The sequence below is a fragment of the Paenibacillus polymyxa genome (genome assembly GCF_015710975.1).
GTDB classification, from domain to species: Bacteria; Bacillota; Bacilli; order Paenibacillales; family Paenibacillaceae; genus Paenibacillus; species Paenibacillus polymyxa.
On sequence record NZ_CP049783.1, the window covers coordinates 4,317,254 to 4,335,813 of the forward strand.

The following is an 18,560-nucleotide window of genomic DNA, read 5'->3' on the forward strand; positions in this document are numbered from 1 at the left end:
GTCACGTTATATTCTCTCTGATGTTGCTAGAATAATACATGTACGATATAAGCCACTGATGATGTAAAGTCCGGATGGACGAGGGAAGAAGGGATGAGTCACGGACGAATTATTACTGCGTCTGGCTGATGGCAAGGAATGGACGCATACGGAAATGACGGAGCTGCTGACACGTCTGGATAGTGAGCCGACGCTACGAGCACAACTGCGCCAACTGGCAGCTCGCACCAAATTGGAGCGTTATGGCAAAGGTGTTTTTTTACGAGGATTAATTGAATTCTCAAGTATATGTCGTCAGGATTGCATGTACTGTGGGCTGCGTGCTTCGAATAAACAGGCAGACCGTTACCGTTTGCAGCCGGAAGAAATTCTGGCCTGCTGCGCGGAGGGGTATGAACTGGGTTATCGGACCTTTGTTTTGCAAAGTGGGGAAGATTACTGGTTTACGGCTGCCCGGCTGACGAAACTAATTCGGGAAATTAAAAGCCGTTTTGCAGATGTGGCGGTTACATTGTCCATCGGTGAACGGGATGACGAAACTTATGAGCAACTATACGAGGCGGGCGCGGACCGTTTTTTGCTCCGGCATGAGACAGCTTCACCCAGTTTGTACGCCAAGCTGCATCCGACGATGACGATCGAAAGCAGGCGTAGCCGGCTGCTGGCTTTGCAACGGATCGGCTTTCAGATCGGGGCTGGATGTATGGTGGGATTGCCGGGACAAACGAACAGTGAATTAGCAGATGATTTGGTCTATTTGCATAGCCTGTCGCCAGATATGATCGGAATTGGCCCCTTTTTACCACATAGCAATACGCCGCTTCGTGAGGCCAGCCAGGGGAGCATGGAAAAGGCACTTGATATCATTTCATTATCCCGGTTGGTCGTTCCAGATGCGCTTATTCCGGCATCCACGGCCATGGGGACGATTCATCCCCAGGGAAGGGAGAAGGCGCTTCAGGCGGGAGCGAATGTGGTGATGCCTAATTTGTCGCCACTGGCGGTGAGGCCTAAGTATGCGATTTATGAGAATAAAATATGTTTGGGCGATGAGTCTGCCCAATGTAGACATTGCTTGGAGCTGCGAATCCGTGGAGCGGGATTTGAAGTCGATATGGGGCGCGGCGATAGTTTGAGAGTGCAACGACAGCTTATGAGACAGGGGACCGTGTGAGAACGTGACGGAAACATTGCAGTAACCATAAATAAGGAGATGGGTATACGTGAGTGGAGTACGGGAGAAAGTGTCGGCAGATTTTATTAATGAAGCAGAGATAATGGCCGCAGTGGAGCAGGGGAAACAAGAGGCAACAAATCGACAACGCATTTTGGAAATTTTAGAAAAGGGTAGAGCCTGCCGCGGGCTGAATGCAAGTGAAGCGGCGGCTCTTTTGCATGTAGATGATCCTGAATTATTGGAAGAGATGTTCAAATCTTCGCGGGCCGTCAAAGAGCAGATTTATGGCAACCGGATTGTGTTGTTCGCTCCTTTATATGTAAGCAACCACTGCGTTAATAACTGCGAATATTGTGGGTATAAGCATACCAATGATAGCTTTGCGCGTAGCCGCCTGACCCCGGAGGAATTGGTGGAGGAGGTTAGAGTGCTTCAAGAACTGGGACACAAGCGACTTGTATTAGAAGCGGGGGAAGACCCAGTCCATTGTCCCATTGATTATATCGTCGATTGTCTGCGCCAGATCTATGAGGTCAAGGTAGATAACGGCAGCATTCGGCGGATTAATGTGAATATTGCATCTACAACCGAGGAGGACTATCGGAAGCTGGCAGAGGTGGGTATTGGTACGTATATTTTATTTCAGGAAACGTATCATCGGGAGAGCTATCGCAAATTTCATCTGCAGGGACCCAAACGGGATTATGATTGGCACACCACCGCAATGGACCGGGCTATGCGTGCGGGTATAGATGATGTGGGGATCGGTGTGTTGTATGGCTTGTATGATTTCCGGTATGAAACAGTAGCCATGCTGAAACATGCAGAGCACTTGGAAGAAACCTTTGGTTGTGGGCCTCACACGGTCTCGGTTCCACGATTGCGTCCGGCTGAAAATGTAGATCTGGAGCGATATCCGTACCTGGTCAACGACGATGATTTTATGAAAATTGTATCCGTTCTTCGACTGGCTGTCCCTTATGCTGGGATGATCCTGTCTACGCGCGAGGAGCCGGAATATAGAGACCGTGTCATTGGTTTAGGCGTGTCACAGATTAGTGCTGGATCAGCTACAGGCGTAGGCGCCTATGCAAAACAGGAGACGGAAGATAAGCCTCAATTTGAGGTGGGAGACCATCGCTCTCCATCGGAAATTATTAAAAGTTTGTGCCGTGGCGGATATATGCCAAGCTACTGTACAGCTTGCTACCGTGAGGGACGAACCGGAGATCGCTTCATGGAACTTGCCAAATCCGGACAAATTCACAATGTGTGCCAGCCGAATTCGCTGCTGACCTTCCAAGAATATCTGCTGGATTATGGGGATGAGGAAGCACGTGAATTGGGAGCTGCTGCTCTGCGTGAAAATCTGGAGCGTATACCACGTGAATCAACGCGCCGTTTGACGCTTGACAGACTTGAACGATTAGAAGCAGGCGAGCGCGATTTGTATTTTTAGCAATTGATAATAATAGCATTTGAAAATAAAAAGCAGTCGCGTTGGAATCAGCGCGGCTGCTTTTGTATGTCTAGAGAGAAGAATATTAATGACGAGATTTTAAGAATAACTTCCTGCTTTAGCGGCTTGCTCCCAGGCTAGCATAGCAGATGGAAAGCATTTAATAGCCCGGGGGAAGACTCCCTGGACATAAGCGATAAACACACCATAGTTCACAATCGGCACCCTGGCGGCTTTCGTTTCAGACATTCGGTGAAGCATTGTACGCCGATTGAGCATACAGGCACCGCAATGAATAACCAACGCATATTCACTCAAATCGTCAGGGAAACTGGAGCCAGATGCATGTTCGATAATGAGGCGTTTGCCTATCGTTTGACGCAGCCAACGAGGGATTTTTACTCGACCAATATCGTCAGATTGGCATTGGTGAGTGCAGGCTTCCGCAATGAGCACACGGTCTCCATCCTTGAGGCGTTCAATGGCTCTTGCTCCTCGCACCAGTTCGTCCAGATCGCCTTTATGACGGGCGAACAGAATGGAGAAAGAGGTAAGTGGTATATCCTTGGGCGTGTCGGCCGCAACTTTCATAAAGACCTGTGAATCGGTAATGACCAGGCTGGGCTTGCGTCCCAGTCGCTCCAGCGTCAAACGTAGCTCATGCTCTTTGGTCACGACAGCGATGGCATCGCTCTCTAGCGTATCACGGATCGTTTGCTGCTGCGGCAGAATCAATCGTCCCTTTGGTGCCGCTTTATCGATGGGAACCACCAGCACGACCAGATCGCCGGGTGACAACAGGTCACCTACGATACGGAAGCGATCTTCGTTTTGGGGGAGTGTATTTGTGATGGCCTTTTTCAGTTCTGCGTCACCCCGGAGCATAGATGCACTGAAAGGAATCAGTGCGAGATTCAATTCGGTCTCCAGCGTTGCAGCCATTGGATCTGATTCAGCAAGGGTATCTATTTTATTTAGTACACCAATGACAGGAATCTTTTTGGTGCGTAGCTTCTCGAGCAGCTCGTACTCGAATGGTCCGACTCCAACAGTGGCGTCGATGACCAGCAGAGCCAAGTCTGTACTATTAAGTATTTCTAGCGTTTTGTTGCGGCGCAGCTCCCCGATCTCACCCTCATCGTCCAGTCCGGCGGTATCCACCAGAACAATGGGACCCGCAGGAAGTAGCTCCATCGGCTTGAAAACGGGGTCCGTAGTCGTTCCTCCTATAGGTGATACCACAGCGGCGGGCTGGCCGGTCAAGGCGTTCAGAATGCTGGATTTGCCTGCATTTCGGCGACCAAGCAGAACGATATGTGGTCGGTTACTTCTTGGGGTATCATTCATTCCCATGGTGAGTTCCTTCTTCCTGCCCCGGAATTCCGGGCTTGGTTACGGTATAGGGATGGCACAATTGGTCAATCCGCGCACGGGTCAGCTGACCGCGATCCTCTGCAATATCCTCTGGTGTGCGACCCTGTGCAATGGCTGCTGATGCAATGGAAGCAGCTTCATCATAGCCAAGCTCAGCGACCAGCGCGGAGGCCATCACAGCTGAGCTGTGCAGATTAGCAGAGCAGCGTTCCTCCTGTACGATCAGACCGCGCACACACCGTTCCTCGAACAGTTGAACGGCATTGGTGAGAATATGCAGCGATTCGAGCAGCGATTCGGCAATCAACGGCAGGAACGCGTTCAGCTCCAGCTGTCCAGAGGCAGCAGCCATCGTGATAGCCGCATCTTCGGCCATCACACGCATCGCTGTCAATCCGGCCATTTCAGCCATTACCGGATTGACCTTACCAGGCATAATGGAGGAACCAGCTTGGACTGGGGGCAGCAGGTATTCACCGATACCACCGAAAGGACCAGAGGCTAGCAGACGAAAATCGCTAGATATTTTGAGCAGATTTACCGCGGCGGATTTAAGTAGACCTGACACCTCGACGAAGACATCCATATTTTGAATCGGGTCCATGGGGTGGTCGCTACGGCATAGCCCTAATCCAGTCTCATCCGCCAGCTTTTCGACCATCCGGTAGCTGTAAGCCCGAGGCGCATTCATACCAGTGCCAATCGCCGTGCCTCCAATAGGGATTTCTCGTAGCCGCTCTTCGGCTTTATAGAGGCGCCAACGGTCACGCCCTATAGCTTTTGCGTAGGCGCCAAAGCCTTGCCCGGCCATCATAGGCAGGGCATCCATTAGCTGTGTGCGGCCTAGCTTGAGCAGGTCGGCATATTCTATTTCTTTTTGCTGTAAAGCATTTTGTAACGAAGACATCGTGTCACACAAAGGGCGCAGCAGGCGTATCGCTGCAATTCGTAGCGCCGTCGGATATACATCATTCGTAGATTGGCAGCAGTTCACATCATCCAGCGGATGTACAAGCTCATATTGTCCTGGCTGCCCCCCTAGCTGTACAATGGCCAAATTAGCAATGACCTCATTTACGTTCATATGGGTACTGGTGCCTGCGCCGCCTTGCATGGCATCCACGGTAAACATATCTTGATGCCGTCCTGCGAGTAATTCATCGCAGGCATTTACAATGGCAGAGACCCGGTGGGCAGACAACCGGGTCTGCTCACCATTCACTTGAGCGGCGGTTTTTTTTACCAACACAAGAGCGTGAATCAGATTTCTGTTCACGGGCCTGCCGCTGACTGCAAAATTGTTCATCGCACGTGCGGTATGAATACCGTACAAGGCATCCATAGGAATTTTCATGTCTCCTAGTGCATCCCGTTCGGTCATGTTATAGACCCGTCGCCGGAATGCGTGTCATATGCAGCAGCTGACGTGCACTTGCAGCTCGTTTTTCCTCAACCCGGGCATGAACCAGATCTGGCTCGACCAGCTTGAGGGCTTGAGTTGGACATTTTCCAATACAGGCCGGTCCGCCGTCCACACCTTCGCACAAATCACATTTGCTGGCAATCATGCGTTCTTTAGGTTGCAAACGACCCGACACATTGGTGTACAGTCCGTCTTGCACGACCGGCTGCCCGTCTCTGTATTGAGGCACCATGGTAATCGCACCGTAAGGGCAGGCGATCATACAGGTTTTACAGCCAATGCAGCTTTCGCTATTAATAAGAATGCAGCCGTCTGCGTTCGTAATGGAGCCGTTCGGACAGGCATTAGCACATGGAGCATCCTCACAGTGACGACACTGAACAGGTGCAGTGACTCCGAATGATTTGATCACCTGAAGGCGAGGGTGAAAATGAAACTCGTCATCTGGCGAGATAAAGGGGTTCTCCGGCGAATGTGCGATAACACAGGCGATTTCACAGGTGCGACAGCCGATACACTGATCGGGATCAGCTAAAACAAAGCGATTCATACAACTCGACTCCTCTCTAACTAACAGCAAAATATAATTTCTAATGATCATACTTATGTGTTGAGCGCACTAATGAATGGAATAATCGTTATGCCCTTTGACGGGCATATCATTGCTACGGCTCTGCTTGCCGGGTCCACGCTTTTGGAAGGTCGTGTGCAGCAGATGGTGCGATACATGACCTAGCGGCTCACCCAGAAATTCATCGTACAGCTTGATGATAAAAGGGTTCTCATGCGATTTGCGCACCTGAGATGCAGCATCGTGTCCATAGATGGACGATTTACGTGCACGATAAGCATCGATTTTTGTTTCTCCAACATGAGCTTGGGTTGCCCTCCTCCGCTGATACAGCCGGCTGGACAGCCCATGACCTCAATAAAATGGTAATCACATTCACCCGCCTGCACACGATCCAGGAGTTGGTAGGCATGCTGGAGTCCAGCGACGACCGCCACCTTGAGCTGCAGCTCGCCTACCTGTACCTCTGCTACTCGAATGCCTTCCTCGCCACGGACAAAATCCAGCTGGAGCTTGGGCAGCTTCTCATTCGTCAGCAGCTCATAGCCTGTGCGGATGGCAGCTTCCATAACTCCTCCAGTTACCCCAAAAATAGTGCCTGCGCCTGAATATTGTCCTAGCGGTGCATCAAATTCTTCATCAGGCAGGTTCATAAAATCAATGCCGCGCTGCTTGATCCAGTATGCCAGCTCACGCGTGGTCAGCACCTCATCCACATCACGATAACCGTCGGATTCCATTTCGGGACGGTCGCATTCAAATTGTTTGCAGGTACATGGCATGATCGCGACGCTGTAAATATTCGCAGGTTCCACCTCATCCAGCTGTGCACCATAGGTCTTGATCAGTGCTCCCACCATTTGCATTGGCGATTTGCAACTGGATAGATGGTCTAGCAGATCGGGGTATTCAATCTCGGCAAAACGGACCCAAGCTGGACAGCAGGATGTGAACATCGGTAACGGTCCACCCTCGGTTACGCGGCGAATCAGCTCAGTGCCTTCTTCCATGATGGTTACGTCAGCTCCGAAATTCGTATCATATACTCGATCGAAGCCGAGACGACGAAGGGCAGCGGCCATTTTGCCGGGCGTCAGGGTACCAAACGGCATACCAAATTCCTCCGCGAGTGACACGCGAATGGCTGGGGCGCACTGCACGATTCGAAGCTGTCCTGGCTTCTTCATCATGTCAGCTACCTTAATCAGGTTATAGCTATAATAGGCAGCAAATAGCGGTTCGCCGATGTCGGCAGGCATATCGCGTTCACGTATACGTTCCTGTCGTCTGATGGCGGCTGCCTGCGGAGATGAATCTGCCCAATCTGAGGCGTACACGCTGCATATTTGCACACATTGACCGCAAATAACACAGCGGTCTGCGTTCACGGTTTGAGGTTCTCCAGGCAGTCCCTCTATGGCATCTACCGGACAAACACCCGCACAGCGTCTGCATCCAGTGCAGAGCGTTGGGTCAATATGAATGACGGGGTCTGTAGAATCAGACGTCCTCATACAAGGAGGCGAAGAGATCTTGTCTGTTGTTGACATGTTTTTCTACCTTTCTGCGGCTGATTTTGACCTTACAGGCGTGGGAAAAAGACTTCCCGCCGAGGCTCTGGAGGCGAGTCGGATATACCATTGGCCAGCCGTAGCACATGATTTGGACAGGCTTCTACACAAGCAGGCTGTCCGTTCTCTGTTTCCGCGCACAGATCGCATTTGCTTGCCGCAGTTCGGGGAAGCGCGGTTCGATTTGCACGGTGAGTCAGGCCGGACTGCGTGATAACGTGCCCGGCTCGATAGACCGGAGACACCTCGATTGCCCCGAAGGGGCAGGCCAAAACACAGGAGGTGCAGCCGATGCATCGTTCCTCATCAATCATGACTACGCCGTCTTCCTGACGAATGGCCTGCACCGGACAGGCATGTGCACAGGGGGCATTCTCACAATGCCGGCATTGCACCGGCACGTACGTATCCCCAGCTCGCACTACATACACCTTGGGCACCACAGGCACGCTGACTGTTCCGATCGAAGCGCCTATGCCGCTCGCCTGACCGTGAACGGCAAAGCAAGCCAGTTCGCAGGCTTTGCAGCCAATACATTGCCCGCCATCCGCAACGACGAAAGAGGAGGCAACAGCACTTGTTCTATTGGCTGAACCCATTCTGCTCGTCGAACGGTTCAGCGTGTTTCGTACGCCGCTCATCTTGTCACCTTGTCAGCTAGAATGGCTTCCTGGACGTTCATCTGTCTGCGAATCTTTTGGTACGATTCATGTACATCCCGTTCAGCCTGCGCTTGGTCGGCAATCCGTTCCAACCGGATGGCGCAGTATTTCAATTCTGGGGTTTTGGATACCGGATCGAGAAAATCGGCGGTTAACTCGTTACATGCTCCGACCCACCAGTGATAGGTCATGTAGGTCGCACCTTGTTGCACACGGTCGCTAATTTGTGCCCGCGCCATGATGCGTCCCCGACGGGAGGAGATGGCAACAATTTCGCCATCCAGAATATTCAGATCTGCTCCGTCTTCTGGGCTAATCTGAATAAATCCAGGCTCATCAGACAACTGGCGTAATGCACGGCAATTCCCAGTCATCGTACGCACCGAATAATGACCTACCTCACGGACTGTAGATAAGACAAGCGGGAATTTTGCATCCGGCTGCTCTTGCGGCGGACGCCATTCGCAGGCGAATAATCGTCCTTTACCACTAGGTGTGGAAAATTGATTGCCTTTGTACAAATACGGTGTACCTGGATGATCCTCTGTAGGGCAGGGCCATTGCACGCCGCCTTGTTCCTCCATTTTCTGGTAGCTGGCACCAGCGAATAAAGGACTGAGGCTTCGCATTTCATCCCAAATTTCCTCTGTGTTCGCATAGGACATAGGGTAGCCCATGGCGGTAGCAACCTCACTAATGATGGCCCAGTCAGGCTTTACATCACCTTGCGGCTCGACGGCCTTACGGATACGCTGAAAGCCCCGATCTGCCGAAGAATACACCCCGTCATGCTCGCCCCAAGAGGTAGAAGGGAGGATGACATCCGCATGCAGCGCCGTTTTGTTCATGAAAATATCCTGCACCACGACAAATTCCAATTGTTCTAGCGCTTCACGCAGCTCGGCAGCGTTCGGATCACTCTGTACAGGGTCTTCGCCGAAAATATAATAAGCCTTCAGCTTGTTCTCTTTCAGAATGAGATGCGGTACTTCTGTAAGTGAATATCCTTTTTTACGCGGTAGCTCAACACCCCATGCTTTTTCAAACTTTTTGCGAACTGCGGTGTCAATGACATCCTGGTAACCAGGATACACATTAGGTAATGCACCCATGTCGCAGGAGCCCTGAACATTGTTTTGTCCACGTACAGGTCCAATACCTACATTTGGCTTGCCCAGATTTCCGGTCAGTAGGGCAAGGGAAGCGAGCCCTTTTACCACATCAACAGCCTGTGAAAATTGACATACGCCCATTCCGTACAGAATTGTAGCGGTAGGAGCCTTGGCATATTCCCTCATAGCCGCCCGAATGTCAGCCGCCTTGACACCTGTGATGCCTTCTGCATATTCGGGCGTATATTTTTTAATGCTATCTACGTATTCGGCAAAGCCTTCTGTGTTTGCTTCCACATATCTTTTGTCGTACAGCCCTTCATGCACTAGCACATGACCAAAAGCGTTCACCAAAGCCATGTTCGAGCCGCCTTTTAGAGGTAGCCACATATCTGAAATGCGTCCAGTTTCAGTCATGCGTGGATCACATACAATAATTTTGGCACCTCGTTGCTTGGCTGCTACGATGCGTCTTGCGACGATTGGATGCGTTTCGGGCGCGTTGTATCCAAATACGAATATGAGATCAGAGTGTTCAATTTCAGGAATAGAGTTGGACATAGCCCCGTCCCCGAGCGAGTAAGTCAAACCTGCTACAGAAGGGCCGTGGCATACACGAGCGCAATGATCAATATTGTTGGTGCCAATGACTGCCCGCATGAATTTTTGCATAACATAATTGGCTTCATTTCCCGGACCGCGTGCGGAGCCCGTCCCCATGATAGAGTCAGGACCATACTTTTCCTTAATGGCTGACAGTCGTTCGGCAGTATACTGAATGGCTTCATTCCACTCCACTTCCTCCATGACTCCATTTTTGCGAATCATGGGCTTGCGCAAGCGTGCAGTCAGAATCTGTGGATCATTCAGAAAATCCCACCCATAATGTCCTTTCAAACACAATGTTCCTTCATTTGTACGACCATTAGCCGGCTCTGCGCCAATTACCTGTCCTTTGTCCACTAGCAAATGAAGCTGACAACCGCTTCCGCAGTAGGGACATACTGTTAATACCTTGTCTGCCATGAGTGCAGCACCTCTTTTTATATGAAATAGATGAAACTCGTAACATGAAAAAAAGCCAATACAAAAATGCCGCTTCACGCTGCATCCTGTACTGGCTTATCCGCGAGCGAGGAGATAATCTCCTTCCCGCTAATCCAACCGGGGTATGTGTTGTAGTTCAAGAGTAATGATAATATGTCCGTCTCCATGGACGGAGGGGCAGACCTCCCAAGTGTAAGTGAAGGGACTGCCAAGTGTTTTTTCGGCTTCCCTCATAAACTCCTTTTCCAGATAAGGACGAAGGACGTTCCAGTAATCACTGACCTTTTCCACAGCGCCTTCATGAACGAGAATTTCGGACAGATTAGACAAAGTACCCTGGATCTCTACTGTAACTCGGAGTGGTGAGTTGAGAGAAACCTTAACGTTGTCCGGTCCTTTTCCTCGGTAATGCTTGACAATACATACGGCCAGCTTCCTGATGCGCTCACGGTATTCCAATTCGGTATTCAACATCTGGACACTCCGCTTCGAATCAAAATAAAGGCGTACTTGCCGCACATGCCAGACAGCCTCTGTAGCTAATTTAGAAAAGGAAGTAGACGTCCCAACCAAAATGGTCTGCCCAGCACGGCGTATCACTCTTCTATGGTAGAACAGGTTGACCCGGAAAGATGTGAAATTCATTACACCTAACCAAAATTTTACATAGTTTAGATTGGAGATAGGTGTGCTGGGAATTTAGCGAGCGAGGAAATCTACACACTAGCAAATACATTGACCGAGGAAAAGTATGGATGATATAATCAAAAAAGGAAAAATCATTGGGTATTATTGAGCCGTATTTAAATGGGCTTTTCTAAGTGCTAATTTTGTAAGCGCGTACAATGATTATTTTCCTTACATAACACGGAGGAGGCGATCAATGGATTCATTTTATCCAAATAAGTGTCTTTCTTTTTTTTTTGTTTTTATGCAACCGGTTGCACGATCTACCCACTAAATTTTATCAGGAGGGTGTTAACTTGCTAAGAAAAAAAACAGGGAGTTTTATTTCTTGGTTGATTATATTGTCGCTTTGCTTGAACTTCTTCGGTTTACCTAGTGGTGCTTCGGCCAGTAATACCGATTATTCAGCAACCTATACGAATTCCACAGTGAATGCTCTTCCATTGCCAACCGCATCGGCTACTTCTACCGTTACTGCAACATATGCACCTATGGCAACACCTACAGCAACTCAAAACGGATTAACGGTTCACTTTAAGAAGCCTTCAAACTGGAATTCAACAATTCGAATCCATTACTGGAATTTGAATCCGTCAACCGTTCCGATTAGTGGGGCGTGGCCAGGAATTCTGATGAAGTCGGACGGAAACGACTGGTATAGCTATACCATTGCCGAGGCGACAGGCTCAAGTCTCATTTTTAATGACAGTAGTGGCAAACAGACGGCCGACTTGTCTCGCAGTGTGAAAGAGGGTTGGTATTACACGGATAACGTATGGTATGATACCAACCCGGAAACTCCAAAAATTCCGGCGGTTTCCATCTCTCCTGTGCCGAAAACATACGATTCGGCTCAAACGGTAACGCTTTCCAGCACCAACAGTAGCGATAAGATTTATTATACGGTAGACGGTTCGACACCTACGACCTCCTCGACCTTGTATACCACTCCAATTCAGGTTGCATCCTCTTTGACTATCAAGGCCATCGCCGTCAATTCAATCGGTCAAACCGGAAATGCATCCTCTTTCGATTATGTAATTGACCTGAATGCCGATCTGCAAGCTCCGACAATCACAGCGAATTTGCCTGCCGGGCATTCCGGTTCCTCTGTGACTGTATCCTTCAACCTGAAAGATAACAAGGCGGCAACGACCAAGGCATACTACACGGAGGATGGTACGGAACCGACCACAAGCTCAAAAGTCTACATCCTCGGTAACGCATTGGCCGGATTGACCGGACCATCCATCCTTATCTCCAAGACCACGACATTAAAATTTCTTGTTATAGACGGTGCTGGAAATCAAACCAAACAGAGCTTTGTTTATAATATTGGAGACAAAGGTGATTTTCGGGAAGACACTATTTACTTCGTGATTACTTCCCGGTTCTATGACGGTGATCCAAGCAACAATGTGCACGCATGGGATGATGCCAAGGCGCGTAATCCAGATTCAGACCCTGCTTGGAGAGGAGATTTTAAGGGGCTGATTCAGAAACTCGATTATATCAAAGCCCTCGGATTTAGTGCCATCTGGATTACACCTGTTGTGCAGAATGCCAGCGGTTATGATTATCATGGTTACCATGCTATAAATTTTGCCAAAGTAGACCCAAGGTATGAATCGGCGGGAGCTTCTTATCAGGATTTGATCAATGCGGCCCATGCCAAAGGGCTGAAGGTCATTCAGGACATCGTCGTCAATCATACCGGCAATTTTGGTGAAGAGAATCTGTACCCCATGTTTAGGAAAGATCCGGCTAAACCGGATACCGGTAACAACTTGGTGAAAACTACGGATAAGCTGCCGCCAAACTATGATTCCATGACACCCGATCAGCAGTATCAGGCAAGGCTCGCTCTAATGAAGAATACGGAAACGAACAATAACATTTACCATACAGAGAAAAGTCTTTCCTGGGAATCCTATACTGTTCAGACTGGTCAGATAGCGGGAGATTGCGTGGATTTGAATACAGAAAACCCTGCAGTTAACAAATATTTAATTGATACTTACAATCACTATATAGACATGGGTGTGGACGCTTTCCGTGTCGATACAGTGAAGCATGTGAGCCGGTATATTTTCAATAAATACTATATTCCTGCCTGGAAGACAAGAGGAGGCTCGGATTTCTATGTTTTTGGAGAAGTAGCCACCCGGTACAGAGATGTTTGGAACAGCGGAATTCCAGCGATCTCAACACCATTCTATACTTGGAAGGCTTCAAAATCGTATCCGGGCGATGGGAAAAATGACTATGCCTCTAATAAAATGTCGGTTGAACAAGAGTGGGCGGATAACTCTACTACAGCAGGACAGCCAACCTCGAACAATGCTTTCTTAATCGGCAATACCTATCATACACCTGACTATTCGAGGAAATCGGGCATGGATGTGATTGATTTCCCGATGCATTGGGCATTCAAGACCGCGCATGAAGCCTTTAATATGAGAAGTGGCGACCAATACTATAATGATGCTACGTGGAATGTAACCTATGTCGACTCGCATGACTATGCGCCTGATCAGGCTCCGGAAAATCAAAGATTTGCGGGCACACAAGACACTTGGGCCGAGAATCTCGATCTGATGTTCACCTTCCGCGGAATACCCGCCATCTTCTATGGCTCCGAAATCGAATTTCAAAAGGGGGCAGTCATTGATCCGGGTCCAAACGCACCGCTAAGCAAAACGGGACGGGCTTATTACGGGGATCACATAGAAGGCAGTGTTATGGTACAAGATTATGGCAAATACACAAACGCTACTGGCACGCTTGCGGAATCACTGAACCATCCTCTGGCGAAACATATCAGACAGCTAAATTTAATTAGAAGAGCTGTTCCTGCCTTGCAAAAAGGCCAGTATTCTACAGAGAATGTAACGGGCAATCTTGCGTTTAAAAGAAGATATACCGACAGCGCCAAAGGCATTGACAGTTTTGCGTTGGTCACGATTTCAGGTAATGCAACATTTTCCGGGATTCCGAACGGAACCTATGTGGATGCAGTGACCGGTGATTCCAAAACCGTTACGGATGGCAAAATCACCTTGACTTGCTCCGGTAAAGGAAATGCAAGGGTATATGTATTGAATGGCAGTGGTGGAATTGGAGAAACGGGAACCTATTTGAAGTAAACTGTCAGCGGAGGTTGACGTTGTACGATATGGAGAAACACTGAATCTCAAGGTTTAACAGAAAACTATAATGATATAAAAATAGAGTCATACCAAAGGTCGAAAGGAAAAATAACCCTCGGCCTTTGGTGTGTTAATCTTCCAAGATACATAGCTCTCGGGGCAAATGTTGGTTAGAAAACTAGGGGGATATATTTTTCTATCCTACCAACTTCACTCCCTGCCTCAATATTTTCTCTAGCACACTTATAGGTCAAGACTATCACTTCTATAGATATCATATCTTAGACCAATCAGACACGTCGTGGTATATTGTTGACATCCAAGAGAGAGCCGTACAGCTTCTCTCCACTAGGTTCGAAAAACACAGGGGTGAATATTGATGAGTAAAAAAACCATGTTCGAGAAAATTTGGGATAACCATGTCATCTATCAGGAAGCGGGCAAGCCGAGTATTTTGTACATTGATCTTCACCTCGTACATGAGGTAACTTCGCCGCAGGCGTTTGAAGGACTACGTCTTAGCGGGCGCAAGGTGCGTCGTCCAGAGCTCACGTTTGCCACAATGGATCATAATGTACCGACAAAAGATCGTTACAACATTACGGACCCGATTTCCAAGCAGCAGATTGATACATTAACTCAAAATTGCCGCGATTTCGGTGTCACACTATATGATCTGGATACGGTGGATCAAGGTGTCGTTCACGTTATGGGGCCTGAACTGGGTCTGACTCATCCGGGAAAAACGATTGTTTGTGGTGATAGCCATACCTCCACACACGGGGCGTTCGGAGCGCTCGCTTTTGGTATCGGAACCAGTGAGGTAGAGCACGTATTGGCAACGCAATGTCTCCAGCAAGCAAAAGCAAAAACGATGGAAGTTCGTTTCGTAGGGCGTCGCAAACCTGGTGTGACGGCAAAGGACATGATTTTGGGTGTCATCGCCAAATACGGTACAGATTTCGCTACAGGCTATGTTATTGAGTACACAGGTGAGTCCATCCGCGAGTTGAGCATGGAAGAGCGCATGACAGTGTGTAACATGTCCATTGAAGGCGGAGCCAGAGCAGGTATGATTGCACCGGACGAAACGACCTTCAACTACTTGCGTGGACGCGAGCATGTGCCGCAAGGAGCTGCTTTTGAGCAAGCAGTTGCTGAGTGGAAAGCACTTGTCACCGATGAAGGCGCCGAGTTTGATGTCGTACTGGAGTTTGACGTCGATGCTTTGATACCACAAGTAACCTGGGGCACCAGTCCGGGTATGGGAACAGATATTTCCTCAACCGTACCGACTCCGGCAGAATTGCCGACAGAAAACGAACGTAAAGCAGCTGAAAAAGCGCTTGAATATATGGATTTGAAGCCAGGTACACCGATCACGGATATTGCGATTGACTACGTGTTTATCGGCTCCTGTACCAACGGCCGGATTGAAGATTTGCGCGCTGCGGCCGAGGTAGCTAAAGGCTACAAGGTTTCTGACAAAGTCACGGCAATCGTCGTACCAGGTTCGGGTCGTGTGAAGATTCAGGCTGAAGAAGAAGGACTGGACGTCATTTTTCAAGAAGCAGGATTTGAATGGCGCGAAGCGGGTTGCAGCATGTGTCTTGCGATGAATCCAGATGTGCTTCAACCGGGACAGCGTTGTGCGTCAACTTCTAATCGCAACTTTGAAGGTCGTCAGGGACGCGGAGGACGTACTCACCTTGTATCTCCAGCAATGGCAGCCGCTGCGGCGATTCATGGACATTTTGTCGATGTACGGGATTGGAAATTCAAGCAGGAAGAAGTTGTCCGCTAGGATACGGAGGAGGAATTAACGATGGAAGCTTTCACAACTTTAAAAGGAATTGTAGCGCCTGTGGATCGGGTGAACGTGGATACGGATGCTATTATTCCTAAGCAATTTTTGAAACGAATCGAGCGCACAGGCTTTGGGCAGTTTTTGTTCTACGAGTGGCGGTTTGATGAAGCGGGCAATATTAATCCTGAATTTGAACCGAACAAGCCTCGTTATGCAGGGGCATCTGTTCTGATCTCTCGCGCCAACTTTGGTTGCGGCTCCTCCCGTGAGCATGCGCCGTGGGCAATCATGGACTATGGGTTTCGTTGTGTAATCGCACCGTCTTTTGCAGATATCTTCTATAATAACTGTTTTAAAAACGGTATTTTGCCGATCAAACTGTCTGAAGAGCAAGTAGAGGAATTGTTCCAGCGCACGGCGAAGCATGATAACTACCAACTAAACGTAGACCTGAATGAAAAAACGATCACTGACGATTACGGCCTGAGTATTGAATTTGATCTGGATGAACATCGCCGTCAATTCCTGCTGCAAGGCTTGGATGATATTGGCTTGACCCTCCAGCATGAGTCTGAAATTCTGGCTTATGAGCAAAAACGTGCTGCGAAACAAGGCGCATAAATGTTCATTTCCAGCCTAGCTCCAATATGAAGAAATATAGTTGATTTATTTGATAGACAGACAGCCCGTACTGGCAACTCTTTTGCCTGCGGGCTTTTATCATGTTTAGAAAATAATTTGGTAAATAAGGGGTTGACGGTTCAACTCATCATGGTATTGTAAATGTAAAATGGTTGAAGGACTATGTCTGTAAGTAGCACAAAAAATACATATATAAGTTAGGGGAATGAGGATGAAGAAATATGGTTGGGTGATACTAGCGGCTATTTTGATTTGGTTGTGGCCGTCCTCCCCTCATGTGAATGCGGCTGGAGCAGAATTGTTTTTGGATGGCAAAAGGGTGGAAGCGCCTGCAGATGCCAAGCCTGAAATGGTCAATGGTAAAGTCATGGTACCGCTCAGGGTGGTTGGGGAGCAGCTTGGATATCAGTTTAAGTGGGAACCTCAAGCCTATAAAATTTCAATACAAAAAAACAGTACCGATATGTCTATGTATGTAGGCCGTACATCGGCTGATGTGAATGGAAAAACAGTTAGTTTGGATGCACCACCTGTGCTGCGGGGCAGCTCGACCATGATTCCATTGCGTTTTGTCGGGGAGCAAATGGGGTTAAAAGTGGATTGGAATAATCAAAATAAATCCGTAAATCTCAGTCAGAAGATTGCAACTCAACCAGCGGATAAACAGTCTCAATCCCAACAACCGTCGCAAACGTCAACACAGAGTCCAAAAAGCACAAATAAAACGTCTACAGCCACAGCGACGACAATAAATCCAGTTGAAGCAGACAAGCATACGGAAGTCGTACCGTCAACATCCAAGGAGCAAAATGTAGAACAGACCACTGCAAATGCGGTGCTTGTACAAAACATTTCTTTTGAGAGTGAAACGCTAAAGATTTCTCTGAACAAAGATCTAACTCCTAAAGTATCCAAAATGACGGGACCTGACCGTATAGTTGTAGATTTACCGGAGGCTTCACTGTCGGCAGATCTTCTCCAGTCGTTCCCGGTTCGCAAGGATGGCACGCGGGCGTTGACAATTAGTGACAGTGAGGATGTACAGGAAATCAGATTTGCTCCTGCAGATGGAACAAAAGGAGGAGCACGTATTGTCATTGCTTTGAATCAGACACGTGATTACGATCTTTCGACTAATGGCGTAGGCGATATCACCCTTCAGTTGCGTGAACGTAGTGTGAATCCAGAGATAGTAGCACCAACGTATGTCGAAGGACGGCGAATCGTCGTAATTGATCCAGGACATGGTGGTAAGGACCCTGGAGCAGGCAGTGTGACTGGACGACATGAGAAGGAATTTACATTGGCGGTAGCATTAAAGGTCCAGCAGCTTGCCCAAAATGATCCTGACATTCAAATTGTATTGACTCGCAATGGAGATACGTATCCTACACTGGATGAGCGTCCACAGCTCGCTAATAATCAACAGGCCAGCGTGTTTGTTTCCATTCATGGTAACAGTATGCCGACCTCCAATAACGGAAAAGCTAATGGGTCTGAAACCTATTATGCACGTCAGGAAAGTTTAAGCCTGGCCACGATCATGCATAAGCATCTTGTAGCAGCAACTGAGTTTAAGGATAACGGCATTAAGGTGGCAAACCATGTGGTGACAAGAAAATCACAAATGCCTGCTGTACTGTTGGAATGTGGCTACCTTAGTAATCCGTCTAATGAAGCGGCCATGTTCACAGAAGAAACACAGCAGAAGATTGCCGAAGGTATTGTCGATGGCCTGAAGGAGTACCTTGGAACAGGCACAGGAATAACTGAAACACTCAACTAAAGAAGGCTTGTGATATAAGCTATTTTTACCTTTTGATGGAAATTCATAAGGGTGAAAAGTAGCTTTTTTTATTTTTCGGACTGTGACTTTTGA

At 48.5% G+C, this 18,560-nt stretch carries 14 protein-coding genes; 6 read left to right on the top strand and 8 right to left on the bottom strand.

From position 1 onward, the window contains the following. Positions 1-154 precede the first annotated feature (154 nt). The gene (hydE, locus tag G7035_RS19290; protein ID WP_019687828.1) at positions 155-1,174 is read left to right on the top strand and encodes a [FeFe] hydrogenase H-cluster radical SAM maturase HydE; all 1,020 of its coding nucleotides are present in this window, start codon (positions 155-157) and stop codon (positions 1,172-1,174) included. 49 nt (positions 1,175-1,223) lie between these two features. Further along, a complete protein-coding gene (gene hydG / locus G7035_RS19295; protein ID WP_016822149.1) occupies positions 1,224-2,636 on the top strand; it encodes a [FeFe] hydrogenase H-cluster radical SAM maturase HydG in 1,413 nt (470 codons plus the stop codon). A 99-nt stretch (positions 2,637-2,735) separates the two neighbouring features. On the opposite strand, the gene hydF is transcribed toward hydG, so the two are convergent. The 8 genes from hydF to G7035_RS19335 form a co-directional block, all read right to left on the bottom strand. Beyond that, positions 2,736-3,989 carry a [FeFe] hydrogenase H-cluster maturation GTPase HydF gene (hydF, locus tag G7035_RS19300; protein ID WP_019687827.1) on the bottom strand — a complete coding sequence of 418 codons (1,254 nt, stop codon included), beginning with the start codon at positions 3,987-3,989 and terminating at the stop codon, positions 2,736-2,738. Then, positions 3,976-5,364 carry an aspartate ammonia-lyase gene (locus tag G7035_RS19305; RefSeq protein WP_049789350.1) on the bottom strand — a complete coding sequence of 463 codons (1,389 nt, stop codon included), beginning with the start codon at positions 5,362-5,364 and terminating at the stop codon, positions 3,976-3,978. The genes hydF and G7035_RS19305 overlap by 14 nt, the downstream gene beginning before the upstream one ends. Before the next feature lie 28 nt (positions 5,365-5,392). Then, complete coding sequence (locus tag G7035_RS19310) at positions 5,393-5,983, bottom strand: 4Fe-4S dicluster domain-containing protein (protein WP_016822146.1); 591 nt, start codon at positions 5,981-5,983, stop codon at positions 5,393-5,395. A 69-nt stretch (positions 5,984-6,052) separates the two neighbouring features. Continuing rightward, positions 6,053-6,232: an iron hydrogenase small subunit gene (locus tag G7035_RS27705; RefSeq protein WP_269060447.1), complete on the bottom strand. Its 180-nt coding sequence runs from the start codon at positions 6,230-6,232 to the stop codon at positions 6,053-6,055. Next, positions 6,166-7,518, bottom strand: coding sequence for a [FeFe] hydrogenase, group A (locus G7035_RS19315; protein WP_269060453.1), 1,353 nt, complete (start codon positions 7,516-7,518; stop codon positions 6,166-6,168). The genes G7035_RS27705 and G7035_RS19315 overlap by 67 nt, the downstream gene beginning before the upstream one ends. A gap of 68 nt (positions 7,519-7,586) precedes the next feature. Next, positions 7,587-8,216: a 4Fe-4S dicluster domain-containing protein gene (locus tag G7035_RS27840; RefSeq protein WP_019687825.1), complete on the bottom strand. Its 630-nt coding sequence runs from the start codon at positions 8,214-8,216 to the stop codon at positions 7,587-7,589. Next, positions 8,213-10,375, bottom strand: a complete 2,163-nt coding sequence (fdhF, locus tag G7035_RS19330; protein ID WP_019687824.1) for a formate dehydrogenase subunit alpha — start codon at positions 10,373-10,375, stop codon at positions 8,213-8,215. Before fdhF ends, G7035_RS27840 begins: the two co-directional genes overlap by 4 nt. Positions 10,376-10,504: 129 nt before the next feature. Beyond that, positions 10,505-11,041, bottom strand: coding sequence for a hypothetical protein (locus G7035_RS19335; protein ID WP_225164765.1), 537 nt, complete (start codon positions 11,039-11,041; stop codon positions 10,505-10,507). A gap of 338 nt (positions 11,042-11,379) precedes the next feature. Between G7035_RS19335 and G7035_RS19340 the strand changes: the two genes are divergently transcribed. From G7035_RS19340 to G7035_RS19355, 4 genes are all read left to right on the top strand, one after another. Continuing rightward, the gene (locus G7035_RS19340) at positions 11,380-14,229 is read left to right on the top strand and encodes an alpha-amylase family glycosyl hydrolase (RefSeq protein WP_019687823.1); all 2,850 of its coding nucleotides are present in this window, start codon (positions 11,380-11,382) and stop codon (positions 14,227-14,229) included. A gap of 382 nt (positions 14,230-14,611) precedes the next feature. Then, on the top strand, positions 14,612-16,036 hold the full coding sequence (gene leuC / locus G7035_RS19345; RefSeq protein WP_016822141.1) for a 3-isopropylmalate dehydratase large subunit: 1,425 nt from the start codon (positions 14,612-14,614) through the stop codon (positions 16,034-16,036). 21 nt (positions 16,037-16,057) lie between these two features. Further along, positions 16,058-16,660 carry a 3-isopropylmalate dehydratase small subunit gene (gene leuD, locus G7035_RS19350; RefSeq protein WP_019687822.1) on the top strand — a complete coding sequence of 201 codons (603 nt, stop codon included), beginning with the start codon at positions 16,058-16,060 and terminating at the stop codon, positions 16,658-16,660. 232 nt (positions 16,661-16,892) lie between these two features. Then, positions 16,893-18,467, top strand: coding sequence for an N-acetylmuramoyl-L-alanine amidase (locus tag G7035_RS19355; RefSeq protein ID WP_019687821.1), 1,575 nt, complete (start codon positions 16,893-16,895; stop codon positions 18,465-18,467). Positions 18,468-18,560: the final 93 nt, after the last annotated feature.

Excerpts from the sequence above, each read along its gene's own strand:
- G7035_RS19335 (WP_225164765.1), bottom strand. The coding sequence starts at position 11,041 with ATGAATTTCACATCTTTCCGGGTCAACCTGTTCTACCATAGAAGAGTG.
- G7035_RS27840 (WP_019687825.1), bottom strand. The coding sequence starts at position 8,216 with ATGAGCGGCGTACGAAACACGCTGAACCGTTCGACGAGCAGAATGGGT.
- G7035_RS19315 (WP_269060453.1), bottom strand. The coding sequence starts at position 7,518 with ATGAGGACGTCTGATTCTACAGACCCCGTCATTCATATTGACCCAACG.
- hydF (WP_019687827.1), bottom strand. The coding sequence starts at position 3,989 with ATGGGAATGAATGATACCCCAAGAAGTAACCGACCACATATCGTTCTG.
- leuD (WP_019687822.1), top strand. The coding sequence starts at position 16,058 with ATGGAAGCTTTCACAACTTTAAAAGGAATTGTAGCGCCTGTGGATCGG.
- G7035_RS19305 (WP_049789350.1), bottom strand. The coding sequence starts at position 5,364 with ATGAAAATTCCTATGGATGCCTTGTACGGTATTCATACCGCACGTGCG.
- hydE (WP_019687828.1), top strand. The coding sequence starts at position 155 with ATGACGGAGCTGCTGACACGTCTGGATAGTGAGCCGACGCTACGAGCA.
- G7035_RS19310 (WP_016822146.1), bottom strand. The coding sequence starts at position 5,983 with ATGAATCGCTTTGTTTTAGCTGATCCCGATCAGTGTATCGGCTGTCGC.
- G7035_RS19355 (WP_019687821.1), top strand. The coding sequence starts at position 16,893 with ATGAAGAAATATGGTTGGGTGATACTAGCGGCTATTTTGATTTGGTTG.
- fdhF (WP_019687824.1), bottom strand. The coding sequence starts at position 10,375 with ATGGCAGACAAGGTATTAACAGTATGTCCCTACTGCGGAAGCGGTTGT.
- leuC (WP_016822141.1), top strand. The coding sequence starts at position 14,612 with ATGAGTAAAAAAACCATGTTCGAGAAAATTTGGGATAACCATGTCATC.